Annotated in this window: 24 protein-coding genes and 1 pseudogene; 12 read left to right on the forward strand and 13 right to left on the reverse strand. The window is 60.6% G+C overall.

Annotated features, from left to right (window positions below):
- Positions 1-13: 13 nt before the first annotated feature.
- Positions 14-1,057 carry a tartrate dehydrogenase gene (locus tag RLEG4DRAFT_RS05220; protein ID WP_003575820.1) on the reverse strand — a complete coding sequence of 348 codons (1,044 nt, stop codon included), beginning with the start codon at positions 1,055-1,057 and terminating at the stop codon, positions 14-16.
- On the opposite strand from RLEG4DRAFT_RS05220, the gene RLEG4DRAFT_RS05225 reads away from it, so the two are divergent.
- The gene (locus RLEG4DRAFT_RS05225) at positions 1,056-1,370 is read left to right on the forward strand and encodes a hypothetical protein (RefSeq protein ID WP_037093263.1); all 315 of its coding nucleotides are present in this window, start codon (positions 1,056-1,058) and stop codon (positions 1,368-1,370) included. The two genes, RLEG4DRAFT_RS05220 and RLEG4DRAFT_RS05225, sit on opposite strands and share 2 nt — an antisense overlap.
- 25 nt (positions 1,371-1,395) lie before the next feature.
- On the opposite strand, the gene RLEG4DRAFT_RS05230 is transcribed toward RLEG4DRAFT_RS05225, so the two are convergent.
- Positions 1,396-1,596, reverse strand: a complete 201-nt coding sequence (locus tag RLEG4DRAFT_RS05230; protein WP_003575821.1) for a hypothetical protein — start codon at positions 1,594-1,596, stop codon at positions 1,396-1,398.
- Positions 1,597-1,833: 237 nt separating this feature from the next.
- Here RLEG4DRAFT_RS05230 and RLEG4DRAFT_RS05235 point away from each other — a divergent pair, with 237 nt between their 5' ends.
- Positions 1,834-2,055, forward strand: a complete 222-nt coding sequence (locus RLEG4DRAFT_RS05235; protein WP_003575823.1) for a hypothetical protein — start codon at positions 1,834-1,836, stop codon at positions 2,053-2,055.
- Positions 2,056-2,072: 17 nt separating this feature from the next.
- Here the strand turns inward: RLEG4DRAFT_RS05235 and RLEG4DRAFT_RS05240 are convergent, their stop codons facing one another.
- Positions 2,073-2,384, reverse strand: a complete 312-nt coding sequence (locus RLEG4DRAFT_RS05240; protein ID WP_003575825.1) for a hypothetical protein — start codon at positions 2,382-2,384, stop codon at positions 2,073-2,075.
- A gap of 255 nt (positions 2,385-2,639) precedes the next feature.
- Here RLEG4DRAFT_RS05240 and RLEG4DRAFT_RS05245 point away from each other — a divergent pair, with 255 nt between their 5' ends.
- Genes RLEG4DRAFT_RS05245 through RLEG4DRAFT_RS05255 form a run of 3 tightly spaced genes read left to right on the forward strand, consistent with a single transcriptional unit; the run spans position 2,640 to position 5,036 of the window.
- Positions 2,640-3,545 carry a LysR substrate-binding domain-containing protein gene (locus RLEG4DRAFT_RS05245; RefSeq protein WP_003575827.1) on the forward strand — a complete coding sequence of 302 codons (906 nt, stop codon included), beginning with the start codon at positions 2,640-2,642 and terminating at the stop codon, positions 3,543-3,545.
- Positions 3,546-3,600: 55 nt separating this feature from the next.
- Positions 3,601-4,731, forward strand: a complete 1,131-nt coding sequence (locus RLEG4DRAFT_RS05250) for an HPP family protein (RefSeq protein WP_003575829.1) — start codon at positions 3,601-3,603, stop codon at positions 4,729-4,731.
- Positions 4,732-4,772: 41 nt separating this feature from the next.
- A complete protein-coding gene (locus tag RLEG4DRAFT_RS05255) occupies positions 4,773-5,036 on the forward strand; it encodes a DUF6522 family protein (protein WP_003575831.1) in 264 nt (87 codons plus the stop codon).
- 89 nt (positions 5,037-5,125) lie between these two features.
- On the opposite strand, the gene ydiJ is transcribed toward RLEG4DRAFT_RS05255, so the two are convergent.
- Positions 5,126-8,170, reverse strand: a complete 3,045-nt coding sequence (gene ydiJ / locus RLEG4DRAFT_RS05260) for a D-2-hydroxyglutarate dehydrogenase YdiJ (RefSeq protein ID WP_003575833.1) — start codon at positions 8,168-8,170, stop codon at positions 5,126-5,128.
- 363 nt (positions 8,171-8,533) lie between these two features.
- Here ydiJ and RLEG4DRAFT_RS05265 point away from each other — a divergent pair, with 363 nt between their 5' ends.
- The 4 genes from RLEG4DRAFT_RS05265 (at position 8,534) to RLEG4DRAFT_RS05280 (ending at position 10,101) form a co-directional block, all read left to right on the forward strand.
- Positions 8,534-8,824 (forward strand): hypothetical protein, encoded by a 291-nt coding sequence (locus tag RLEG4DRAFT_RS05265; protein WP_003575835.1) that lies wholly within the window; start codon positions 8,534-8,536, stop codon positions 8,822-8,824.
- Positions 8,825-8,968: 144 nt separating this feature from the next.
- Positions 8,969-9,319 (forward strand): hypothetical protein, encoded by a 351-nt coding sequence (locus RLEG4DRAFT_RS05270; RefSeq protein ID WP_003575837.1) that lies wholly within the window; start codon positions 8,969-8,971, stop codon positions 9,317-9,319.
- 31 nt (positions 9,320-9,350) lie between these two features.
- Positions 9,351-9,677, forward strand: a complete 327-nt coding sequence (locus tag RLEG4DRAFT_RS05275; protein ID WP_003575839.1) for a DUF2934 domain-containing protein — start codon at positions 9,351-9,353, stop codon at positions 9,675-9,677.
- A gap of 4 nt (positions 9,678-9,681) precedes the next feature.
- Entirely contained in the window at positions 9,682-10,101 is a 420-nt protein-coding gene (locus RLEG4DRAFT_RS05280) for an HD domain-containing protein (RefSeq protein WP_003575840.1), read from the forward strand.
- 63 nt (positions 10,102-10,164) lie between these two features.
- On the opposite strand, the gene RLEG4DRAFT_RS05285 is transcribed toward RLEG4DRAFT_RS05280, so the two are convergent.
- Both RLEG4DRAFT_RS05285 and RLEG4DRAFT_RS05290 read right to left on the reverse strand, forming a co-directional pair.
- Positions 10,165-10,434, reverse strand: coding sequence for an antibiotic biosynthesis monooxygenase (locus tag RLEG4DRAFT_RS05285; RefSeq protein ID WP_003575842.1), 270 nt, complete (start codon positions 10,432-10,434; stop codon positions 10,165-10,167).
- Between the two features lie 44 nt (positions 10,435-10,478).
- Positions 10,479-10,742 carry a hypothetical protein gene (locus RLEG4DRAFT_RS05290; protein WP_003575844.1) on the reverse strand — a complete coding sequence of 88 codons (264 nt, stop codon included), beginning with the start codon at positions 10,740-10,742 and terminating at the stop codon, positions 10,479-10,481.
- A gap of 290 nt (positions 10,743-11,032) precedes the next feature.
- Between RLEG4DRAFT_RS05290 and RLEG4DRAFT_RS42370 the strand changes: the two are divergent.
- Positions 11,033-11,113 (forward strand): annotated as a pseudogene (locus tag RLEG4DRAFT_RS42370) (HIT family protein); the annotation flags it as partial.
- A 7-nt stretch (positions 11,114-11,120) separates the two neighbouring features.
- Here the strand turns inward: RLEG4DRAFT_RS42370 and RLEG4DRAFT_RS05295 are convergent.
- The 7 genes from RLEG4DRAFT_RS05295 to RLEG4DRAFT_RS05325 form a co-directional block, all read right to left on the reverse strand.
- Positions 11,121-12,965 (reverse strand): DUF2264 domain-containing protein, encoded by a 1,845-nt coding sequence (locus tag RLEG4DRAFT_RS05295; RefSeq protein WP_037093441.1) that lies wholly within the window; start codon positions 12,963-12,965, stop codon positions 11,121-11,123.
- A gap of 76 nt (positions 12,966-13,041) precedes the next feature.
- On the reverse strand, positions 13,042-14,316 hold the full coding sequence (locus RLEG4DRAFT_RS05300; RefSeq protein WP_003575849.1) for an ABC transporter substrate-binding protein: 1,275 nt from the start codon (positions 14,314-14,316) through the stop codon (positions 13,042-13,044).
- A 29-nt stretch (positions 14,317-14,345) separates the two neighbouring features.
- Positions 14,346-15,059: a YesL family protein gene (locus tag RLEG4DRAFT_RS05305; RefSeq protein WP_003575851.1), complete on the reverse strand. Its 714-nt coding sequence runs from the start codon at positions 15,057-15,059 to the stop codon at positions 14,346-14,348.
- A gap of 18 nt (positions 15,060-15,077) precedes the next feature.
- A complete protein-coding gene (locus tag RLEG4DRAFT_RS05310; RefSeq protein ID WP_003575852.1) occupies positions 15,078-16,187 on the reverse strand; it encodes an ABC transporter ATP-binding protein in 1,110 nt (369 codons plus the stop codon).
- 15 nt (positions 16,188-16,202) lie between these two features.
- Complete coding sequence (locus RLEG4DRAFT_RS05315) at positions 16,203-17,375, reverse strand: glycoside hydrolase family 88 protein (RefSeq protein ID WP_003575854.1); 1,173 nt, start codon at positions 17,373-17,375, stop codon at positions 16,203-16,205.
- A 3-nt stretch (positions 17,376-17,378) separates the two neighbouring features.
- Positions 17,379-18,215 carry a carbohydrate ABC transporter permease gene (locus tag RLEG4DRAFT_RS05320; RefSeq protein ID WP_003575857.1) on the reverse strand — a complete coding sequence of 279 codons (837 nt, stop codon included), beginning with the start codon at positions 18,213-18,215 and terminating at the stop codon, positions 17,379-17,381.
- A complete protein-coding gene (locus RLEG4DRAFT_RS05325; protein ID WP_245277931.1) occupies positions 18,212-19,192 on the reverse strand; it encodes a carbohydrate ABC transporter permease in 981 nt (326 codons plus the stop codon). Before RLEG4DRAFT_RS05325 ends, RLEG4DRAFT_RS05320 begins: the two co-directional genes overlap by 4 nt.
- A 224-nt stretch (positions 19,193-19,416) precedes the next feature.
- Between RLEG4DRAFT_RS05325 and RLEG4DRAFT_RS05330 the strand changes: the two genes are divergently transcribed.
- Both RLEG4DRAFT_RS05330 and RLEG4DRAFT_RS05335 read left to right on the forward strand, forming a co-directional pair.
- Positions 19,417-21,210, forward strand: a complete 1,794-nt coding sequence (locus tag RLEG4DRAFT_RS05330) for a heparinase II/III domain-containing protein (protein WP_003575861.1) — start codon at positions 19,417-19,419, stop codon at positions 21,208-21,210.
- An 11-nt stretch (positions 21,211-21,221) separates the two neighbouring features.
- Positions 21,222-22,094, forward strand: a complete 873-nt coding sequence (locus tag RLEG4DRAFT_RS05335) for a hypothetical protein (protein WP_003575863.1) — start codon at positions 21,222-21,224, stop codon at positions 22,092-22,094.
- Positions 22,095-22,111 lie beyond the last annotated feature (17 nt).

A 22,111-nucleotide genomic window follows, 5' to 3' on the forward strand; every position in this document is an offset into this window, starting at 1 on the left:
GGCGGTCCAGGCTTTAGTCGAGCGCCGAAAGCACTGACGAGGTGATCGCGTCTGTCTTGTCCTTGCCAGGAATTGAGCCGATGCCGCGTGCCGTCGTTGCCTCGATTGCGGCCATCACCTTTCCGGCGGCAGCCGGTTCCCCCAGGTGCTCCAGCATCATTGCGCCCGACCAGATGGCGGCGATCGGGTTGGCAATGCCGAGATGGGCGATATCCGGCGCCGAGCCGTGGACGGGCTCGAACATGGACGGCGCCGAGCGATCAGGATTGATATTGGCGGAGGCCGCAAAGCCGAGCCCGCCCTGGATGGCGGCGCCGAGATCGGTCAGGATGTCGCCGAACAGGTTGGAGGCGACGACCACGTCGAGGCTCTCCGGCGCCATGACCATCCGGGCAGCCATGGCGTCGATATGGTAGCTGGTCACCTCGACATCGGGGTATTCCGTGGAAAGCTGCTGGGTGATCTCGTCCCAGAACACCATCGAGTATTTCTGCGCGTTCGACTTCGTCACCGAGGCAAGCTTGCCGCGCCGCGCCCGTGCTTGTTCGAAGCCGAAACGCAGGATGCGCTCGACCCCCTTGCGGGTGAAGATCGAGGTCTCGACAGCCACCTCGCTGTCGGTTCCCTGGTGGATGCGGCCGCCGGCGCCGGAATATTCGCCCTCGGTATTTTCACGAATGCAGAGGATGTCGAAATTCTCCGACCGCAGCGGTCCTTGCACACCCGGCAGCAGCCGGTGCGGGCGGATATTGGCATATTGCACGAAAGCCTTGCGGATCGGCAGCAGAAGTCCATGCAGAGACACGGAATCGGGCACTTTCCGAGGCCATCCGACGGCGCCGAGCAGAATGGCATCGAAGGAGCGCAGCGTTTCGATGCCATTGTCGGGCATCATGCTGCCGTTCTCCAGATAGTAGTCGCAGGACCAGGGATAGCTTGTTGTCGCCAGCGAAAATCCGTTTCGCGCACCCGCCTTTTCGAGCACGGACTTGGCTGCCTCAGTTACATCGCGGCCGATGCCGTCTCCCGGCAGAAGGGCAATCTTGTAGGTCTTCATGGCAGGTCCTCTCAACGCTGATCAGCACATTCTTGCACCGCGGGTTGGCCGGATAGGCTTCGCAGTCGGGATCCGTGCTGATACCGGGCTGCGTGTTGCGCCGTACGGCCATGACTGTAGAGGGCCGGTCAGGCTTTATTTGCCGAAAGCGGTCGGGATTTGGTCGATTGTTGTGTTCGCGCCGGCATCACCAGTGAATTCTATCGAACGATCCGTTGTCGGCAGGGCGCATTGCTACCTGGCGAAAGAAATGCGCAGGCAGGCGAAGTTTGAATTCGGCGAGGAAGGGCGCGGGATCGACGGAATCGATTGAGCGGGATCTTCGCATCGCTGCGGGGTCAAGCGCCGGGATAGATGGGCGTGGAGACCAGAGCCTGTGCGCGTTCGGATTCGGGCCGGAACGAGCGGTATTGCCAGAAGCCGTCGGAGGATTTCCGCCGGTATACGGTCTCGAGCCAAAACACGGTGTCATCGATCGGCAAGACCGGATGCCAGGCATACCATTCGGACCAGATCTTGCCTGCCTGTCTGCTCTCCATGGCCATCGCTCATTGGATGAGTTTCCGCATTGGAGAATAACAATGAAATATCATTCTTCAATAGAGATTGTTTTTCCCGCGTGGCGTGAAAATTTTCTTGGGTAATATCGTGGAGCGTTTGGGGCTTGCAAGCGGTTTAGGGGCGTTGTGTCGGCCGCTAAAAGTCCTTGCTGGCATCTATTGAAATTATATCGTAATACGATATATTTCGGTGTCGACTATTGAGGAGTGAGCTTCATGTCAAGCCGATTGTATCCCGCATTGCACCGCCCTGCGCCTTATCCCGCTGATGAGGCGTTTGAAAATCTCAGGCAGAGGGTTCATGCCTTGCTTGATAGTGGAGAAGCAGGCCGCTGGGAGCTTTTGCGGGCGGAGTGGCTGTATGATGTGGCGCTGCTCACGAATGATTTTCGGCTCTGGATGCAGCACCTCGACAGAGGCTTCGGAACGGCCAAATAGCTTGCGTTCGATAGGGCTCAGTTGATCGAACGCACGCCGAGATAGGCCGCCAGGCTGATGGCGGACAAGGCGATCGTCAGTCTGGGTCTGGCATCATCGAACATGGTCGCCAGGAACAGGCCGAGCAGCAGGATGGCGGATTTCGCCCAGAGGTCCTGATCGGAGACGGTGAAGGCGAGCGTCGCCAGGAAGACGGCGCTTGCGACGATCGTCACGGGCGCAGACTTCTCGGCGAGATCGCCGCCCGGGAAATAGGGCAGAAGAAAGCGCCGCATGCTCAGGCCGGAAGCGATGCTGAGAAGAAGACAGGTCAAGACAATATGCAACATGGGGTCGGCGCCGATCGATCTGCAGATGGAATTGCACATGCAAACCCCGTGCCAGCTGCAAGCCTCGAAATGGCGCCCGGCAGATGGGATGTCCGGGCTTGTATGGCTATTTACGCGGCGTCTCGATCCTTTTTTCGGCAGCCGTTCACGGCTTCGCTTCAGCCGTACGATTATATCGTGATACGACTTGAGCTGCGACAATGATTTTTATATAGAGAATTATCTTCCCCGTTAATTCCGGAAACGAGATCTTTTTTGGACCTTTCGTCGATCGAAATATTTCTCGCTGTTGTCAGCGATCGCAGCGTGACCAAGGCTGCCAAGGCCGTCGGGCGGGTGCCGTCAAATGTGACGACACGCATCCAGCAGTTGGAGGAGGATCTCGGCGTTTCCCTCTTCAGCCGTGACGGCAAGAAGATGACGTTGACGCGGGAGGGTGAGACGTTCCTTGCCTACGCCAACCGGCTGATGGCGCTTGCGCTCGAAGCGCGCCAGGCCGTGCGACCTCTTGCTCCGTCGGGAACATTGCGCGTCGGCACGATGGAAAGCACGGCCGCCAGCAGGCTGCCGGCGGCGCTGACCCAATTCAACCGGATGTGGCCTGATGTGTCGCTTCAGCTGACGATGGGTGCATCCCGCGATCTCGCCTGCGCCGTCGTCAGCGATGCGCTGGATTGTGCGCTGGTTGCCCGTCCGCCCAAGGCGATGCGCGAGGAGGACGTCGGGTTCGATGCTGAGCTCAAGGCGCTGGAGATGGAGCCGGTCTTTGTCGAAGACCTGTTGATCGTGCTGCCCTCCGGGCATCCGGCGATCAAATCCGCCGCCGACCTCCGTGTCGGGGCGCTTGCCGCTTTGGAACCCGGCTGCACCTATCGCAGGATTGCCGAACACTGGGCGCGCAAATCGAGGGCCCTGCCGACGAGCGAGCATGGCTCCTACCATGCGATCCTGGCGAGCGTTGCGGCCGGCAACGCCGCCGGCATCATGCCGAGATCCGTTCTCGACCTCATGCCATGGCCGACATCCGTCCAGACCCACCAGCTCGGGCCTGTCGAGACGCTGCTGGTCTATCGCAAGAATGATCGCCCCAGCGCATTCAATGCATTCCACGAAGTCCTGAGCGCGACAAAAGGCAGAGATATCAGGCTGGCAACAAACTAGCTCTCAGATCTTCCTTCAGTCCGCCAGATAATCCTCGCTCAAAATTGGTCTTGTCATGCAGTATCCCGTTTCCCCGAAGGTGGGACCGAGCCGCTTCCGTCGCTTCCGTCTGTTTTCACCGATTTTGGCGGGTGCGACCTTACGCGAGCGGTTGATCGCATGTCTCGGCGCTTTGGTGGCCATCGGTCTTACCGGCGTCATCAGCGGTTATCTGTTCGGGCAGGGGCCGCATCTTCCCCTGATCGTCGCGCCGATGGGGGCATCCGCGGTGCTTCTTTTCGCGGTGCCGGCCAGCCCGCTTGCGCAACCGTGGTCGATCATCGGCGGCAATACGATTTCCGCCCTGATGGGTATCATTGCCGCCTATTTCATCCGCGATCCGATCATCGCGACCGGCGTCGGAGTGTCGCTTGCCATCGGCGCCATGTCTTTCACGCGCTGCCTGCATCCGCCGGGAGGCGCCGCAGCGCTGACCGCCGTGCTCGGCGGCCCTGTCGTCGCCGGCTGGGGTTTCCTCTTTCCCTTCGTGCCGGTCGCCCTGAACTCCTGCATTCTCGTCGGCCTCGGCCTGCTGTTCCATAAGCTTTCCCGGCGGAACTATCCGCATGTGGTTCCCAAACCCGCGGAGAACACCCATCAAACGATCGACCTGCCGTCTGCCGTGCGGGTGGGTTTCCGCGAGGAGGATGTCGATGCCGCCCTCGCAGCGCTCGACGAAACCTTCGACATCGATCGCGCCGATCTCGGCCGGCTGCTGCAGCAGGTCGAGCTGCAGGCGACGATCCGCTCTAACGGCAAGATCAGCTGTGCCGATATCATGTCGCGCGACGTGATCGCCGTCAGCGAAGCTGCAGAACCGGATGCCGCACGGCACCTGCTTTTGAAGCACAATATCCGCACGCTGCCGGTAAAGGACCCGGAGGGCCGTCTGATCGGCAGCGTCGGCTTGCGGGAATTGTCGATGAGCATTGATACGATTGCTGGCGCAATTTCAAAGCCAGCGGTGGCTAGGCCTTCGGACCCGGCCCTGTCGCTGCTGCCCGTTCTGACGGATGGGCGCACACATGCCGTCATTATTATCGATGACGACCACCGGATCCTCGGCCTGATCTCGCAGACCGATCTTCTGAGCGCAGTGGCGCGGCTGCTGCCGAATGAGAGCACCCCAATCTCGGCCGTGGCCTGAGCGGTGGTCGTGGGTCGTCACGCAGAGGGGAGAATGAGCCAATGTTGATCGAGCGCGATCCGAACGGGGATTTTATTCTGGACTCAGCCGAACTCGCGGAACGGTTCGGATTGTCGCTGGCCGATCTCCGTCGTCACATGCGACATGGCTCCCTCGTCAGCACCGTGGAAATCGGCACTGCTGAACACGAGGGCACCAAGCGGGTATCGCTTCGGCTCGGCAACAGGCTTTGGCGCGCGGTGCTGAACGATGCGAATGAGGTACAGCACGAACAGATGACCGTGCTTCGGGGGAAACCATCCTGACGGCGCCCGGGCTGACATCATCGTCATGAAAGTCTCGTCAGGCGCTGCTTGCTGAAGCCGTTCCGTTCCTCCGAGGCAAGAGCGCCCAGCTATTGCGAGATGTCGGAGCTTCCAGACATTATCCGGTCGATGATCTGAAGCGGATGCGGAATGCGTTTGCCGTCGATTTCCTTGACCTGCGAGCGGCAGGAATATCCGGTTGCCATCAGGATATCGGCTTCCCCGGCCGCATCAAGCTCGGGCTTCCAGCTCATCGCATAGAGGCGTTCGGAGATCGGCCGGTTGCGGGCCTCGTGGCCGAAAGTGCCGGCCATGCCGCAACAGCCGGTTTGCGCTGCCTGAAGATCGACGCCGAGGCTCTCGAACACTTTTTGCCACTGCGCGACGGAGGCAGGCGCGTTGGTGCGCTCGGTGCAATGGGCCATCAAGCGGTAGCTTTTGCCTTCAGCCGTTGAAGGCGAGGCGGCGAGCCGATCGAGGTTGGTGGTGAGCCATTCCTGAGGGAGGAGGACGGTCGCCTTCGATATGCCCTTATATTCGCTGCGAAAGGCGAGTGTCATCGACGGATCGAGCCCGACGAGCGCCACGCTTGTCGAATCCAGTCGCTCGAGATAGCGCGCTGTCCGCTTGGCCGCTGCCTCGAAGCGTCCGAGATAGCCATGAACATGCAGGGCTTTGCCATTGGTGTGGGATGCCGCAAGGAAGGGCGTGAGCCCGATTTTCCTGGCGAGCCCGATGGCGGCAAGCGCGACATCCGGGTCGAAATAGGCGGTAAAAGCGTCGGCGACTAAGACGACGCTGCGCTGCCGTTCACCCGGCGACAGGGCTTCGATTATTTGCGGCGTCGCAAGCGGCACGCCGAGGCGGGCGGCTTCCTTCGCGAGCGAGATTTGCGGCAGCCGCGGCAGGGAGGTCAGCCCGGCAATGCGCATCATCGCCCGGCCGGCCGGCGTGCCGACGACCAGGTTGTAGGCCGGCCGGATGCGCCGGACCAGCGGCAGGGTGATTTCGATCGCCGCGACCAGCGGATCCTTCAGCGGACGGAGGTAGCGTCCGTAGTAGAGTTCGAGGAATTTCGAGCGGAAGGCGGGCACGCTAACCTTCACCGGACATTGTCCCGCGCAGGCCTTGCAGGCCAGACACGTGTCCATCGCGGCGCGCACCTCGTGGGAAAAGTCGTCCCGGTTTGCTGGGTTGAGCGAGTTGAAGGCGCGCCGCGCGAGGCTTGCGAGCGGGACGCTTCGCCGCAGGCGCGTCGCCTCCTGGCGGGGATCGACGCCTTTCTCGGCAAGCAGCCTCAGCCATTCCCGCATCAGCGCGGCGCGGCCCTTGGGCGAAAAACGCCGATCGCGTGTCGCCTTGTAGGAGGGGCACATCGGGCTCGTTTCGTCGAAATCGAAACAGGCGCCGTTGCCGTTGCAATAGGCGGCGTTGTCGAAGGCGGAGCGGATCTCGTTGCCGATAATGCGGTCGGTCGCTCCCCGCAGCGGAACATCGTCGATCTTGGTCAGTGCCTCAGTGGCAGGGGTGGCAATCTTGCCCGGATTGAGCCGGTTTTCCGGATCGAAAGCCCGCTTGATCTCCTGCAGGCTGGGATAAAGATCGCCGAAAAATTCCGGCACATATTCTGAACGTACGCCCTTGCCATGCTCTCCCCAGAGCACGCCTCCATATTTGCGGGTAAGCGCCACGACGGCGTCACTGACCTCGCGAACCAGCCCGATATGGTCGTCGCGGGTGAGGTCGAGCGCCGGCCGCACATGCAGGACGCCGGCATCGACATGGCCGAACATGCCGTAGGAAAGGCCGGCATTATCGAGAAGCGCGCGGAATTCACTGATATAGGCTGCAAGGTTTTCCGGCGGCACGGCCGTATCCTCGACGAAGGCGACGGGCCTGACCGGCCCCTCCACATTTCCGAGCAGGCCGACCGCTCGCTTGCGCATCGACCAGATCGCCTCGACGTCCGCGTGGCCCCGGGCGATCGTGTAGCCGGCATGGCGTGGATTCGCACCCGTGTCGAGGGCGGTGGTCACATCCGCGAGTTTGCGTTCGAGTTCCTCTTCATCATCGGCGAGCACTTCGGCGATATTGATGCCGTTGGTCGTTCCAGCTGCATCGTCCGGAAAGAAGCGGGCAATGCCGGTCCAGACGATATCGGCTCTGGCAAGGCCGAGAACTTTCTCATCGACCGTTTCCACCGAGGCGACGTTCAACGCCACAAGGTTGCGGGCATCCTCCAGGGCGGTGTTGAAGTCGCCGTAGCGGATGTTGATCAGCGCCGCATAAGCGGGGATCGGCAGAAGGTTGACTTCGGCTTCGGCGATCATTGCAAGCGTTCCCTCCGAACCGCAGAGAACGGCGTTGAGGTCGAAGCGTCCGTCGCCGCGCCTTATATGGGCGAGGTCGTAGCCGGTCATGTAGCGGTTGAGCTTCGGGAAGACCTCGGCGATCCGCTGATGTTTTTCCCGGGCGATCCGATCGACCGTCCTGTGGATCTCGCCGATGCGATCCTCTCGAGCAGCGATCTCTTCGAGCGCCTCAGCGTCGAGCGAGCGCGACCAAAAGTCGGAGCCGTCCATAAGCACGATGCGCAATCCGAGCACGTGGTTGCTGGTCTTGCCGTAAAGGCAGGAACCCTGGCCGCAGGCGTCGGTGGAAATCATGCCGCCGATGGTGGCGCGATTGGAGGTCGAGAGTTCGGGCGCGAAAAAGAGACCGTAGGGCTTCAGCGCCCTGTTCAGCTGATCCTTGACGACACCCGCCTGGACGCGCGCGACCCGTCGGACGGGGTCGATCTCGAGGAGGGACGTCATATGCCGCGAACAGTCCACCACGACGCCGGATGTCAGGGATTGGCCGTTCGTGCCGGTGCCGCCGCCGCGGGGCGCCACGGTTAGATGACGAAATGCCGGTTCCGACAGCACGGCCGCCACGACCTGCAGGTCTTCAATGCCCCTCGGGAAGAGGATGCCGGCCGGCTCGACCTGGTAGATGGAGTTGTCGGTCGAAAACACGGTTCGGCTTGCCGCGCCGCTTTCGATGTCGCCGCCGAATCCTGCCTCGACGAGCCGCTGGAAGAAATCCGCGGGGGGAAGGGAGATTGAAGCGTTGGGCCGGAGGCGTGGAATCATTCCCCCAGGAATGTGCCGAAGATCACATCCTTGTCAATTCGCGGCACCCGCCGCTGTCGCGATGGACGGCGTAAGGAGCTCGAATTCCTGCTGAGTTGACGAAGGCCAGCGCGCGCCGGGGAGGAGCAGTCGCTCCTGCGACCTGACGACGTCTGAGCCTTCCGATCCGGCGTGCGGGCGTGTCGATCGCGCGGCGAGCGATGTCGACACTGAGGCGTCACAGTCTCGCCCCTCCAGGGAACCGAAGATCGGCTCCCGCGTTCGAAATAAAGACGACGGGATGAACTCGGTAACCACCTTACGTCTTCAACCCCAAGTTTTTGGCCCCAAGTCTTTTGGCCCACGTCTTTTGGAGTGCGCGACATGGAAGAGATGACCAGTATAATCAAAGATCTTAGCATTGAGGAACGCGAGGAAATCTTCGTCGATATCGCTCGAACGCTGGAAGACACGGCACGTGAGGCCCTTGTCGAAGGCGATATGCATTTTGCAGAACTTTCCAACAACTTGGCGGAAGCGCTTCGTTTCAACGCCGACGAACTCGCCCGTGACGATCTTGAGAATGCCGAGCGGGTGTTGCTGCAGGCAACGGCGATGGTCTCGCAGTTCGAAGCCGTGCACCCCTATCGGATGATGAGTATGGCCGTTCATTGATGGCTGGGATCGCCGGCCAGTGCTCGGCTCGATCCTCGCCTAAAGCGGTGCTCCGCTCAAATCATTGCGACAGGTTGGAACTCTCGCTATCGGCGAGGGTTATCGGATAGCAACATCTTTTGCATGAATGAAGGGAGGACCGGTATGACGTCCAAATCCACTGTGCCCGATAGCGGCACTGACGACGCACGCTCCGCCGACACGCAGCAGACCGAGAAGGATCGTCTAAGGACATTTGAGAATGCCCGCCGCAACGTCAGCGCGGTCATCGGCGACGGCAGCGACACCGAAACCCCAAGCCTGAAGCTTGCGAAGGAATATCTCAGCCTCGGCGGCCGCCGCCGGTCCAAAATTGACGACAACATTACCAGTGTCCGCCAATGGGAAGAGGATCCGCCGGAAGCCGAACGGTTCTGGAAGGAACGGGTGGAGACGCTTTCAAAGGATAAGCGTAAACTGGTGGAGGATTTTCTTCCAACCATCAATACGCCCTGACCGGCTCATTCAAATCTGCTTGGAGGTGATCATGGCTATAGACAAGCACGAGCAGATCCGTCGCCGTGCCTACGAAATCTGGGAGGCTGAGGGCCGTCCGGATGGCGCGGACCAGCGCCATTGGCTGCAAGCCTGCGATGAACTGGCAGGCGAGGATGAGCACGAGACGCTGCAGGACCTGCTCGATGAAGACGACAGGGATGATGCGGCACTGCTTCAAGCCGCCGGCGAGAGCGATGATCTCGATCGGCGACCGGCAGAAAGTCTTCGCCAGGGCGCGAAGGCTGTGCCTGATATCGAGATAACGACAGGCGAAAAACCGTCCCAGCGGAAGATCAGGACGACCGAAGGGCCGTAATCTTATGCAGCATCTTGACCACGCCATCCAGATCGCTCTGGACGCACATGAAGGGCAGGCTGATCAGACCGACCGGCCGTACTTCGAGCACTGCCAGCGGGTCGCACTTCTCGTTTCCGGCGACGAGACACGAACGGTGGCATACCTTCATGACGTTGCCGAGAAGGGAAACGGGTGGACGCTCGACAGGCTGAGGGAGGAAGGCTTTCCTCCGGCGATTATCTCCGCGGTGGATGCTTTGACACGGCGGACCGACGAGGCCGACGACGACTTTGTCAGACGTGCGGCATCAAACCCGCTGGCCCTACCGGTCAAACAGGCCGACCTCGAAGATAATCTCCGTCAGGCCGAACAAGCCGGCAAGAACACGGAAAAATACCAGCGCGGCCTGGATCTCCTGCGCGACATCGGCAACGGCCGCTAGCACCTCGTTGGCTGGTAATGGCGACCGGCGCGTCGAACGCACCACCGGGGGCGTTGGCCTATTTCATGTTTTATTGGCAAACCAGACGGTCGGAGTGCCGAGCACGCCTCCCTTGCTCATTGCCGCCTTCAGCTCTTCCAGCTTGCTGAAGGCTTGAGCCGCTTCCAGCGTGGCAAATTCGTGTGTAACAGTAATGTCGTTCGGATTGTCGGTAGCCCGGTAGACGGCTTCCGCCGTAACTCCATTGGCCTTTTGCACTTGATGAAACGCATCATATATCTTGCGCCAGCTGGTATAGTCGGAGACCTCGTGCCTCACGAATAACGTCGTCATGTTATCCTCCCGCGTTGCATTTCCGAGTCTGGTCGAAATGTGTATTACGATTGAACCAGGAACCTCATGGTCTCGGGCAAGACGCCGTCAGTCGCCATGGCATCAGCCGCGGCCTTGGTCTGCATGAAGGCCATCAACTTTTCCATGTCTGCCACGTCCATGACCAAACCAACACGGTTGGACGTTTGAGGGTCTGTAAAGGTGCGAATATTCGTGACGCCAACGGGCTCCAATACCTGCTTGCGAACAGGTGAGGCGAGCCAGTGTTTCGGGTCTTTGACATCGTGACAGATCATTATGGTCGGCATTGCATTCTCCTCCTCTCATGATCTTCAAATGAAAGCGGAGTATATCACCATGTTCAGCTGGATCTCAGTCAATAATATTGGCATTGAATGAGTTATGATGGTCTGCGTTCGGAAGAAATAAATATAGTTATTTTAAGTAATCCAAAAATATTATGATGTTCTGCCGGTTTGGCCGCTCTTCATTTTCCGGCCATGGCCTTTGAGGGTCGAATTGACCTCTCGATATCGGTTGATGCATCGATCTTACAATCGGATGCGCGCGCCGCGCATGAGATGGCAGAGGTTCTGGAATGATCGAGCGCCGACCATTTGATCTGAAGGCCTATATGCACCGCATTGAAACAAGGCCGTGCTTTATCTGCGGCTTGGTCAGCTCCATCAGAGAGCAAAGGCTGGCACACGCACGCCTCTGTCACGGAAATGCCGCTCGACCTGCTGAAGCTCCGGGCAAGCCGGCGGATTGGCGAGCGCCTCTGGCCAGTTCTCGCGGCTGGGCAGAGCCATCGCCGCGGTGACGAGCACCGTGGTTCCTGGGCCGATTTCGCCGCGCAGCTGCGGCAGCAGGGTCTTGGCGTGGATGAGGTTGACGTTCGGGATCGGGCTCATCGCATGGCCGGTTCTCGGATTGGGCGATAAGTCGATGATCGCGCTGACATCCGCCTGTCCGTACCAGACGGCCCGGCCCTCGCCCTGTTCGGATCGATCGGCATTGAAATCGGCGCGTGCGATCGCAAAGCCGCCCTCGATGGTGCTGAGGGCGCGCGGCGTGGCGATGCGGTGGATGCGGATGTGCCAGGGATTGGCGGGAAGCAGCCAGGTTTCGATGACGACATCGTTCCAGGGGCGCCAGCGCGAATAGAGCTGGTCGCCTGCTATCAGCGCCTCTTCGAGGATTTCGCGCATGCGGAAGTGGCTGCCGTCGTCGGAGAGGCCGAGCATGCCGTCGAAGCTTGCGGCGGTAAAATTCCGGTCGTCGGCTTCGATGTTGAAGGCGTAGCGGGTGGAGTAGACGAATTTCGAATATTTCTCGTTGGCGCCGCGCATCTTGTCGTGCTGCTGGCCGGAGGAGAGCACGACGACATTTCCCGGTGTGTGCATGGCGACCATACCCGCCGGTTTCAAGGCAACCGGCTCCGGGAATTCCGGCTGCGGCGCTTCCTCCGCGGCCCAGAAGGGATGATCCTCTGAAAGAGCGAGCGGCAGGAAGAATTTCAGCGCCCAATAGGGCGATCCGGGCGAATTGTAGCTCTCGCTCATCAAGAGGTTCGGATAGCAGTAGCCGATGGAGAGAATGCCGTCGCGCTCGGCAATCGGCATCGGCGACCACCAGCGGATATGACGCATGTAATAGCCCTTGATCTCAGGCCAGGGCAGCGCCTCGACGCCGGCAAAGGCAAGCGCGCCCCAAAAGCCGCCGGCCGCAAAGCGGTAGGTCTGGCTGCGGCCGAAGGCAAGGGCAGCGCCATCGGGACCGAACCAATGGCGGATATCCCTGGCGAAGATCCGGGCGCGGTTGCGGAAGCGGTCCTTGCGTGCCTCATCGCCGTGCGCCAGCACGGTATGGATCAGGCCGTAGAAATGCATGGCGAAGGGAATGTAATGGTCGACCCGCCGCACCGGCCCATCGCGATACCAGCCTTCGCCGAGATCGAAAGCTTCCAACTCATCGAGATAGGCGAGGGTTTTCCTGTGGTCGAACGCCACACCCACGCGCTCCAGCCCGAGATCGATAAGGACGCGGAAGAATTTCCAGTTGTTGTCGATAAATTCCAGGTCCCGCGCCGCGACAAGATAGGTGGCGACCGTCTTCCTGTCGCTATCGCTCAAAGGCTCCCAGATGTGTTCAGGCACCAGCGCCAGCGCGAAGCCGACGGCGGCAAGCTCGACGAGCCGCTGGTTGCGGTCGGCGAGATCGCCCCAATATTCGGGATGAGTGGGATTGGTGCCATTTGCGAGCCCGCGCCGGTAGAGATCCCAATGCGGGAAATGGCCCCCGCCGGCGGCAAGCGGAACGATGCCCCAGAGCGGTCGCGCAAATCCCTCCAGGTCCGCAGCCGCCCTGTCGAAGATCGCGCCGGTGGCACCAAGGCGCACGCGGGCGCCGCCTTCGGAAAAATATGGCAGCAGTGGCTCGAAGAGGTCGATGACAGCCTTGGCGAGGTCGTCGCGTGTCTTCAGGGGATTGCCGAAAAGCGGATTGGCCCTTGCGGGATCATAGATCATCGTCAGCTCGAAATTTCTCAAAACAGATTGGCCGCGGGCCAGATGCTGGTCCGCGGCCACCGGCATCTTGTGAGGCTTACTTGATGGCATTCACGCCTTCGGTCATTTCCTTCAATCCGTCGTCGATTGAGGTGTTGTCGGTCATCATCGCGTCATGGACGCGGTTGAGCACGACCTCGATCTTGGCGGCGTTCGGATTGACCGCCATTTCCAGATAGGCCTTCGACGGTGTCAGCGCCTCCTTGCTGGCCGCGTCTGCAGGGAAGCCGGGTGTTGCCGCGATCTTTGCGCTGACATCAGCCGTCTTGAGCGCCGGGAAGGTGCCGGTCGATGCGATGACGGCAGCGCCCTCCGGACCGGTGACGAACTTGATGAAGTCGAGGGCAGCATCTTTGTGCTCGGAATTGGCGTTGACGGCGAGGCCCGAGATCTGCGCAGCCGTCGTGCCGGCTGCAACGCCGTCCGGATGCGGGAATTTCACGATGCCCCAGTTCTTGCTCTTCGATTCACCCGATTTCACCTTGGCGATCTGAGTGCCGACGAACCAGGTGCCCATCGGCAGCATCCCGATCGTGCCATTGAAGAACAGCGCCGAATAATGCGTGTTCGACGTTTTCAGGAAGGCATAGGAGGGAATGGCGCCATCCTTCTGCAGGGTGAGCGCCCGCTCGTACCAAGGCTTGAGGAAGGCATAGTCGCCATCGACGAGCGTGTGTTTTCCATCGAGGATGCCGGGCAGCTGGACGGTCGACCGCCAGGTATGCAGCAGCGCGCCATAGGTCTTGTTGGTACCCATGCCGCCCGTGAGCTTCTCGGCGGTTGCGTCGAATTGCGCCCAGGTCATGTCATTGGTGGGGTAGGGGACGCCTGATTTATCGAAGATGTCCTTGTTGTAATAGACGATCCAGAAGTCGGAGCGGAACGGCAGGGAATAGATCTTGCCGTCGATGGTCAGTTCCTCGATCAGGCCGCCATAGGGCGCCGGGTCGATCTTCTGATCCTTCACAAAGCCGCTCAGATCGGCGATATTGCCGGCGCGCACCAGATTGGTATAGCCCGGCACGTCCTTGACGGTGACGATGTCGATGTCTTTCGAGCCGCCGGTCAGCTGTGTCGAAATCATCTGCTGATAGTCCTGCGAGCCGAGGTCCATCGGCTCGAACTTCACGTTCGGATGCTTGGCCTGATAGGCCTCGATCAGCGGCTTGTAATAGGCTGTTTTGTCCCAGTCCCACAAAGCCCATTTGAGCGTCACGGCGTCTTGGGCAAGTGCTGCGCCGGCCGTCGTTGCTGCCAGCGTGAAACCCGCCACGGCAAGTTTCACCGTCCTCCCGAATTTATCCAGATACATTCCTGTTCTCCTTCCCTGGATCAGTTATTTTATGAAGCGCTTCGTGCATGCGGTTTACGGTGCGGCGGCAGGTCCAGAACCATGACCGCTGCCCGATGGACGCCGAATGCGACGGCGAACATTCCGAGTGAAAAATTGAAGGTTGCCGGCATGAACGCCGACACCGGATAGAAGAGAATGTGCGCCAGCCACAGCCCGGCGTTGAAGGCAAGTGCAGCAAGCGCCGGGAGCGGGCGGGCAAGCGATGCGAGCGCAGCCAGGCGGAGGAGCCGCAGTGCCGGCAGGTCGCGCATCATCATTAGAACGACGAGGTGGCAGGCGAGCACGGCGACGAAAGCGGTGGCGACAAGGGCGATCGTCAGTGGTGCGGCGAACATCAAATTGTCCCGCGCGCCGGCGGCATAGGTCAGGATCGCCTGGATACAGATGGCGAGCGCTCCCGCCAGCGCCAGGCCCCAAGCAGTGGCGCGCCAGAAATAGCGGAGAAAGCCTTCCGTGAAATCGCGCAGCAGATAGGTGTTGCGATCTTCCACCAATTCCACGGAGACGCGGGCCATGGCGACGAGTGCTGCCGGCAACGTCACGACGAAGAGCGAAGCCAGGATGAACAGGATGTTGAGCTTGACCATCTCCCACCATTCGCGGACGAGGATCTCGGTAAACAGGGCAAGGCCGGTCTTTGCAGGCGCATCCTTTGCGATGCCCGGCCCCTCCTTCGTCCACATGTCCCGCAACCACTGCATGGTCGTTTCCCCAGGCGCTCAGTATAGAATCGAGCGTTCCGTTTCCTTGTCGAACAACTGCGCATTGCTCATGTCGGCGGTGAGCGTCGCTTCCTCGCCGATATCGGGCCGGAAGCGCGGCGACACACGGGCGATGAGATTGCGCCCGCCGGCCACCATGTTCAGATGCACTTCCGAGCCCATCGGTTCGGCAAGCTCTACCACCGCCTTCAGCGGCGCCAGGTTCTCGGGTGGGATGTCGGCCGGCGGCAGTTCGTGGAAATTCTCCGGACGGATGCCGAGCACCAGTTCGCGCCCCTCATAGGGTGCGATCCTGCTCTTGTCGAAATGATCGGGCAGCGGCAGCTCCCGGCCGTCGAAGACGGCGACGTAGCCGTCGCCGCGGCGGTGAATGGTCGATGGCAGCATGTTCATCTGCGGCGCGCCGATGAAGCCGGCGACGAACATGTTGACGGGGCGGTCGTAGAGGTTCTGCGGCGTATCGACCTGCTGGATGTGGCCGTCCTTCATGACGACGATCCGGTCCGCCATGGTCATGGCCTCCACCTGGTCATGGGTGACGTAGATGAAGGTGGCGTTGAGGCGCTTATGCAGCTTGGTGATTTCGCTGCGCATCGTGCCGCGCAGCTTGGCATCGAGATTGGAAAGCGGCTCGTCGAGAAGGAAGACGGCCGGATTGCGAACCATGGCACGGCCGAGCGCGACGCGCTGGCGCTGGCCGCCCGAAAGCGCCTTCGGCTTGCGGTTCAAGAGATGGGTGATGTCGAGGATCTTGGCAGCATCCTGCACCTGGGCATCGATGAAGTCACGCGACACCTTTCTGAGCTGCAGGCCGAAGGCCATGTTCTTGTAGACGGTCATATGCGGATAGAGCGCATAGTTCTGGAAGACCATGGCGATATCCCGATCCTTGGAGGGGACATCGTTCATGACATCGCCGCCGATCTTGAGCTCGCCGCCGGAGATTTCCTCGAGACCGGCAATCATCCTGAGCGTCGTCGATTTTCCGCAGCCGGAGGGGCCGACCAGGATGATGAATTCCTTATCGGCGATCTCAAGGTCGATATCGTGGACGACGGTGAGCGCGCCGTAGGATTTGTTCAGCTCTTTAAGCGAAATGCTGGCCATCGGGTTCTCCTGAGGTCACCAATAGGAAGACCAGCGACGCGAAAGGCGCGTCAAAGCTTCCATGTAATAATAGTCTCCCCAGGAGACGCATTCATCGACGCCCTCGCCGCGGCAGGTGTTGAACGGCGATTTCTTCGAATAGGTGGCATGCAGCACCAGACCGTTGGAAACAGTGGGATCCTTGACCGCATAGTGGTCGGCCAGGCTCTTGATCATGCGGCGCGCCAGCGTGCGGTAACGCTCAGCTTGTTCGACTTCGACGAGTTCGGCCATTTCAAGCAGGCCGCAGGCGGTGATCGACGCCGACGAACTGTCGCGCGGCTCGCCGTCGCCGTCGGAAAAGACCAGATCCCAATAGGGCACCATGTCGGCCGGCAGCCGGTTGAGATAGAAGGCAAGCAGCCGCTCGAAGGTCTGGCGATATTCCTCGATCCGCTCGTAACGATAGGAGAGCGCCATGCCGGAGATTGCCCAGGCCTGTCCACGCGCCCAGGCGCTGTCGTCCCTGTAGCCCTGTTTGGTGGCGCCGCGCACCGGAGCGCCGGTCACCGGGTCCATGTAGAAGGTGTGATAGGTGGAATCATCCGGCCGCACCGAGTTGGCAAGCGTCGTGCGGGCGTGGATAAGCGCGATTTCACGGTATTTCGGATCGCCGGTCTCACGGCTTGCCCAGTAGAGCAGCGGCAGGTTCAGCAGGCAATCGATGATGTAGCGGTATTCTTCCGCCTTGCCCTTGCGGCCCCAGGCCTGGATGAACTGGCCGATCGGCTGGAAACGCTCGATCAACTGGTCGGCGGCCAGGATAGCGGCTCTGCGGCCATCCTCGTCGCCAACGAGCTTCCAGGCGGCGATGCAGGAGGGCGAATAGAGAAACCCCATATCGTGATGATCGGTTTCGATGCGATTGACGATCCGATGCAGGAACGATTGCACCTGGATCTGTGCCGCCTCCCGGAAAGCCGCGTCGCCGCTGTGTTCGAATGCGAGCCACAGCTCGCCCGGCCAGAAGCCCGCGGTCCACTGGTCGTTCGCCACGGGGGGATAGAAATTCTTGACGCTCGAATGGTTTTGCGAGGCATGGGTGAACTCAGGCAGATTGCGCCTGACCTGCTCGACGGCAATATCGAGCGCGGTGTTCACTTCCTCGTCGGTAATCGGCTGGGGGGCAACGGAGGAAACGGCGTTCATGGCTTAACCCTTCAATCCGGTCGAGGCGATGCCCTCGACGAAGAAGCGCTGCAGAACAAGGAAGACGATGAGGACCGGAATGAGCGCGACGACGGAAGCCGCCATGATCAGCCCGTATTCGGCCGAATATTGCGAGATGAACATGCGCAGGCCGATCTGCACGGTCTTCAGCTCGGTCTTGGTGAGATAGATCATCGGCCCGAGAAAATCGTTCCAGGTGGTGACGAAGGTGAAGATCGTCAGTGTCGAGAGCGCGGGCTTCGACAGCGGCAGCATGATGCGCGCCCAGATCTGATACTCGTTCATGCCGTCGATGCGGGCCGCCTCGCAAAGCTCGGTCGGGATCGACATGTAGAACTGCCGCATCAGGAAGACGCCGAAGGCGGTGAAGGCCTGCAGGCAGATCAGTGCCAGATGCGTGTTGTTCAGGCCGAATTCGCGCATCAGCAGGAACTGCGGCACCATATAAACCTGCCAGGGCATGGCGATGGTGGCGATATAGCCGAGGAACAGCGTATTTTTGTAAGGGAAATTCAGCTTCGCGAAGGCGTAGGCGGCAAAGCTGGAGGTCAGAAGCTGCAGCAGCGTGACGATGATCGTCAGTTTCGACGTATTGTAGATGAAGAGGGCGAGCGGGATCTTCGTCCAGATATCCACGTAGTTCTGCCATTGCGGCTCGGCCGGTATCCACTCGATCGGAAAGGCGAAGACGTCGCGGCTGAGCTTCAGCGATGCCGAGAGCATCCAGGCGAATGGCATCAGCATGATGAGCGTGACGGCGATGACGATGGCATAAATCGCGATCGTCCCGGTCGTCACTTTGCGTCCGGCGATCCTCATGCCTCGTCCTCCCTCTGGCGGCGGAACTGGAAGACCGTGACGGCGAGCACGAGGAAGAACAGCACCAGCGAAACCATGCTGGAATAGCCGAGATCCCAGGAAATGAAGGCCTCGTTATAGATGTGATAGACGAGGACCAGCGTCGAAGTGCCGGGGCCGCCCTGGGTGATCATGAAGATCTGATCGAACACCTTGAAGGATTGGATCGTCAGCATGACGGTCACGAAGAAGGTCGTCGGCCCGAGCTGCGGCACGGTGACATGGATGAATTTCTGCCAGGAATTGGCGCCGTCGAGATCGGCCGCCTCATAGAGTTCCGCATTGATCCCCTGCAGGCCGGCCAGATAGATGACCATGTAATAACCCATGTTCTTCCAGATGCCGAAGAGGATCACCGTGACCATCGCCCAGTGGCGATCGGCCGCCCATCCCGGCATGTTTTTGGGGTCGAGACCGAACGTGTAGAGGATCATGTTCACCGGTCCCATCTCGGGATTGAAGATCATGTTCCAGACGACGGCGACGGCCACCAGCGAGGCGACATAGGGAAAGAACATCGCCGTGCGGAAGAAATTCCGTCCCAGGATCTTCTGGTTGAGAAGAACGGCGAGGCCGAGTGCGCAAAGCAGCGTCGCCGGCACCGAGGCGACCGTATAGATGACCGTGTTCCAGAACGCCGCGATGAAGGCCTTGTCGTCGAAGAGCCGCCAGAAATTGTCGAGGCCAGCGAATGTGATCGCATTCGAGCCGTCCCAATGCATGAAGGCAAGTGCGAAGGCGAACAGGATCGGGCCGAGCGTGAAGACCGCGAAACCGAGGAAATTCGGCGCGATGAACGAATAGGCGACAAGCGCATTGCGGATCTTGCGCTGGCGCTTGGACAGGACGGTGATCTTCCGGCGTGAAACTGCCGGAGCGCTATCCCTAGCGATGACCGAATTCGATATGGACACCGATGCTTCCTCCTGGGCGGGCATTCTGCGGCTGGCGGCCGTCGGGATTCTCTAGCTTAAACCCAGAGCCGTTTGGGCGGGTGGGCGCCGCCTGTTCTACCTCCTGCCAACGGACATAGCACATCTCCGTTATTGGTCAAACAAGTTCTGAATAGATCATACAAATTTTATGGCGAACGCCAGAAACATATGATAGGTGAGCATCAGGTCGATGCGCCGTCGAGGCATTTTCCAATGCGGGGAGGGACATGTTCAGCGAGATTTCAGGGGAGTTGCCGGACGTCCTCAGCGATTTCACGCCGGGATCTACCTACTTCGATCGCGAGAGATGGAATGCGGTGCCGCAGGCGGTGCGGGATGTGGTCGTGCGCGATGCCGAAGCCACTTTTGCGCGCGCCTGGCCTCTCATCACCGCCGCCGATTACCGGGAGTACACGCAGACCGGCAACCGCTCGCGCTTCGAGGCGCTATATTTCACGCGCCGGCGGATGCTCAATGATCTGGTGTTGGGCGAACTCGTCGAAGCGGCTGGGCGGTTCCTGCCTGGGATTGTCGACGGCATCTTCCTGATTGCCGAGGAGAGCGGCTGGCAGCTTCCTGCGCATAATGCCTACGGGCGCGGCGGCCCGCGTTTGCCGCTTCCCGATACTTCGCAGCCGGTTGTCGATCTCTTCGCCGCCGAAACGGCGGCCCTTCTGGCGACGATCGTCGCTCTCCTTGGCGACGCGGTCGACGGCATCAGCCCGGAGGTTGCGGCGCGTGTGAAACGCGAGATCGAAGCCCGCATCCTGACGCCCTATCTCGGCCGGCATTTCTGGTGGATGGGCAATGGTAAAGAGCGGATGAACAACTGGACGGCCTGGATAACCCAGAACATCCTGTTGACGGCCTTCTCGCTGAAGACGGATCAGCCGACGCGCCGCGCCGTCGTCGAAAAAGCGCTCGGCAGTCTCGATGCTTTCCTCAAGGATTATGCCGAAGACGGGGCCTGCGAGGAGGGCGTGGTCTATTATCGCCATGCCGCACTCTGCCTGAACGGCGCACTGACCGTACTCGATAGCGTGGCGCCCGGCCTGTTCGACGGGATCTGGCAGCAGCCGAAGATCCGCAATATGGCCGAATACATCGCCAACATGCATGTCGCCGGCCGCCATTATTTCAACTTTGCGGATTCCTCCGCGGTGGTCGAGCCTTGCAGCGCACGGGAATACCTGTTCGGCAAGGCTGTTGGTTCCGAGATGCTGGCGGCGTTCGCCGCAGCCGACCGGGCGACTGCCGAGACCCCGCATCTGCCCGGCGAATGGAACCTCTGGTACCGCGTGCAGGAGCTGCTGGCCGGTCATATGATCCCTGCCGCGGAACTGCGGCCGGCATCCGGGCGGGATATCTTTTATCCCGGCATCGGCCTGTTCATCGCCCGCGATGGGCAGTTTTCCCTCGCGGTCAAGGCCGGCAACAACGGCGAGGGCCACAATCACAACGATGTCGGCAGCGTCACGCTCTACAAGAACGGCCGTCCCTTCCTGATCGACGTCGGCGTCGAAACCTATACGGCCAAGACCTTTTCGCCGCGGCGCTACGAGATATGGACGATGCAATCGGCCTATCACAACCTACCCACCTTCGAAGGCGTCATGCAGTCCGCCGGCGAAGCCTACGGCGCACGCGATGTCGAAGTCGAATTTGGCGACAGCGAGGCGCGCATCTCTCTCGATATAGCGAGCGCCTATCCCCCGGAAGCGAACGTGCGCAGCTACAGGCGCGCTGTCTCCCTGCAACGGGGTCGCCATGTCGAGATCGTCGATACCCTCGACGGAGACAGACCGGCGGTTTTGTCGCTAATGACGTGCGTCGCGCCGACCATAACACCCGAGGGGATCGATCTCGCCGATCTCGGCAGCATCGTCGTCGATGGCGCCGGGAAAATCGAAATCGACGAGATCGAGGTAGATGACACTAGGCTGAGATCGGCCTGGCCCGAAAAACTCTTCCGTCTGCGCGTGCCGCTTGTCGGCAAGCGCCTTTCGTTGCGGATCGTCTGAGGAGAGCGAGCATGGAATTGACGCTGAAGATCGTGGATGCCGATGGGTTCTTGCTGGCGAACTCGACAGGGCAGGACGAGACGTTTCTGGTCTATCGACAGAGCTATAGCGAGGGTGACTGCGTCATCGTTGAGGCTTCCGAGCCGGGGCATGTCTTCCTCGCGCTGGACAACGCGGTCCATCCCGCCCTCGCCTACATGAGGGAAGGTGCCTACTCGCTTGCCGTGCCCTTCAGCGACAGGCGAAAGTCCTATTCGCCGAACGCCTTCAAGGGCGATATCCACCGGCTTTCAGCAAGATGTGCTCGGCCCGGGGAGATCGCTCAAAGGCGCAATCTCGCTCTGAACCCTTGGGACGATCATGCCAACCGCACGCTCTTTCCGCATGTGCGGGCCAATGTGGAAACCCGCGGCGAGGCGGCTTTCGCGGCGCGCAACGCCATCGATGGTGAAAAGGCCAACGACAATCACGGCTTCTGGCCCTATACGAGCTGGGGCATCAATCGCGATCCTCAAGCCGCGCTGACGGTGGAATTCGGCCGGCCGGTCCGGATCGATGAGATCGTCTTTTATCTCCGGGCGGATTTTCCGCATGATTCCTGGTGGGAAAAGGCAAGCGTCACCTTTTCGAATGGCAGGACCTCCGCTTTTCCGCTGGTGAAATCAGGCGCCGCCCAGAGCTTTTCGATAGAGCCATGTATCGTCGAGTGGGTAGAGCTGCACGGCCTGATCAAGGCGGAAGACAGCTCGCCCTTTCCGGCGCTGACGCAGATCGAAATCTGGGGGACGGAGGCGATGGCTACCGGAGGCCGAGACGTCGCAGCCATCGCCGTCGAAGCCGAGGCCGAGCGCGCTAGGCGGGTGCTCATCGGTCGCCCCCTGTGACGCTTCCGCCAGACCGT

This window comes from Rhizobium leguminosarum bv. trifolii WSM2297 (genome assembly GCF_000271845.1).

Coding starts and splice junctions, on each gene's coding strand:
- RLEG4DRAFT_RS05285 (WP_003575842.1), bottom strand. CDS start 10,434: ATGACGACGTTATTCGTGAGGCACGAGGTCTCCGACTATACCAGCTGG.
- RLEG4DRAFT_RS05225 (WP_037093263.1), top strand. CDS start 1,056: ATGGCAGGTCCTCTCAACGCTGATCAGCACATTCTTGCACCGCGGGTT.
- RLEG4DRAFT_RS05300 (WP_003575849.1), bottom strand. CDS start 14,316: ATGTATCTGGATAAATTCGGGAGGACGGTGAAACTTGCCGTGGCGGGT.
- RLEG4DRAFT_RS05240 (WP_003575825.1), bottom strand. CDS start 2,384: ATGTTGCATATTGTCTTGACCTGTCTTCTTCTCAGCATCGCTTCCGGC.
- RLEG4DRAFT_RS05325 (WP_245277931.1), bottom strand. CDS start 19,192: ATGCCCGCCCAGGAGGAAGCATCGGTGTCCATATCGAATTCGGTCATC.
- RLEG4DRAFT_RS05320 (WP_003575857.1), bottom strand. CDS start 18,215: ATGAGGATCGCCGGACGCAAAGTGACGACCGGGACGATCGCGATTTAT.
- RLEG4DRAFT_RS05315 (WP_003575854.1), bottom strand. CDS start 17,375: ATGAACGCCGTTTCCTCCGTTGCCCCCCAGCCGATTACCGACGAGGAA.
- RLEG4DRAFT_RS05330 (WP_003575861.1), top strand. CDS start 19,417: ATGTTCAGCGAGATTTCAGGGGAGTTGCCGGACGTCCTCAGCGATTTC.
- RLEG4DRAFT_RS05280 (WP_003575840.1), top strand. CDS start 9,682: ATGCAGCATCTTGACCACGCCATCCAGATCGCTCTGGACGCACATGAA.
- RLEG4DRAFT_RS05290 (WP_003575844.1), bottom strand. CDS start 10,742: ATGCCGACCATAATGATCTGTCACGATGTCAAAGACCCGAAACACTGG.
- RLEG4DRAFT_RS05220 (WP_003575820.1), bottom strand. CDS start 1,057: ATGAAGACCTACAAGATTGCCCTTCTGCCGGGAGACGGCATCGGCCGC.
- RLEG4DRAFT_RS05230 (WP_003575821.1), bottom strand. CDS start 1,596: ATGGAGAGCAGACAGGCAGGCAAGATCTGGTCCGAATGGTATGCCTGG.
- RLEG4DRAFT_RS05305 (WP_003575851.1), bottom strand. CDS start 15,059: ATGCAGTGGTTGCGGGACATGTGGACGAAGGAGGGGCCGGGCATCGCA.
- RLEG4DRAFT_RS05265 (WP_003575835.1), top strand. CDS start 8,534: ATGGAAGAGATGACCAGTATAATCAAAGATCTTAGCATTGAGGAACGC.
- RLEG4DRAFT_RS05235 (WP_003575823.1), top strand. CDS start 1,834: ATGTCAAGCCGATTGTATCCCGCATTGCACCGCCCTGCGCCTTATCCC.
- RLEG4DRAFT_RS05295 (WP_037093441.1), bottom strand. CDS start 12,965: ATGATCTATGATCCCGCAAGGGCCAATCCGCTTTTCGGCAATCCCCTG.
- RLEG4DRAFT_RS05335 (WP_003575863.1), top strand. CDS start 21,222: ATGGAATTGACGCTGAAGATCGTGGATGCCGATGGGTTCTTGCTGGCG.
- RLEG4DRAFT_RS05250 (WP_003575829.1), top strand. CDS start 3,601: ATGCAGTATCCCGTTTCCCCGAAGGTGGGACCGAGCCGCTTCCGTCGC.
- RLEG4DRAFT_RS05270 (WP_003575837.1), top strand. CDS start 8,969: ATGACGTCCAAATCCACTGTGCCCGATAGCGGCACTGACGACGCACGC.
- RLEG4DRAFT_RS05310 (WP_003575852.1), bottom strand. CDS start 16,187: ATGGCCAGCATTTCGCTTAAAGAGCTGAACAAATCCTACGGCGCGCTC.
- ydiJ (WP_003575833.1), bottom strand. CDS start 8,170: ATGATTCCACGCCTCCGGCCCAACGCTTCAATCTCCCTTCCCCCCGCG.
- RLEG4DRAFT_RS05275 (WP_003575839.1), top strand. CDS start 9,351: ATGGCTATAGACAAGCACGAGCAGATCCGTCGCCGTGCCTACGAAATC.
- RLEG4DRAFT_RS05255 (WP_003575831.1), top strand. CDS start 4,773: ATGTTGATCGAGCGCGATCCGAACGGGGATTTTATTCTGGACTCAGCC.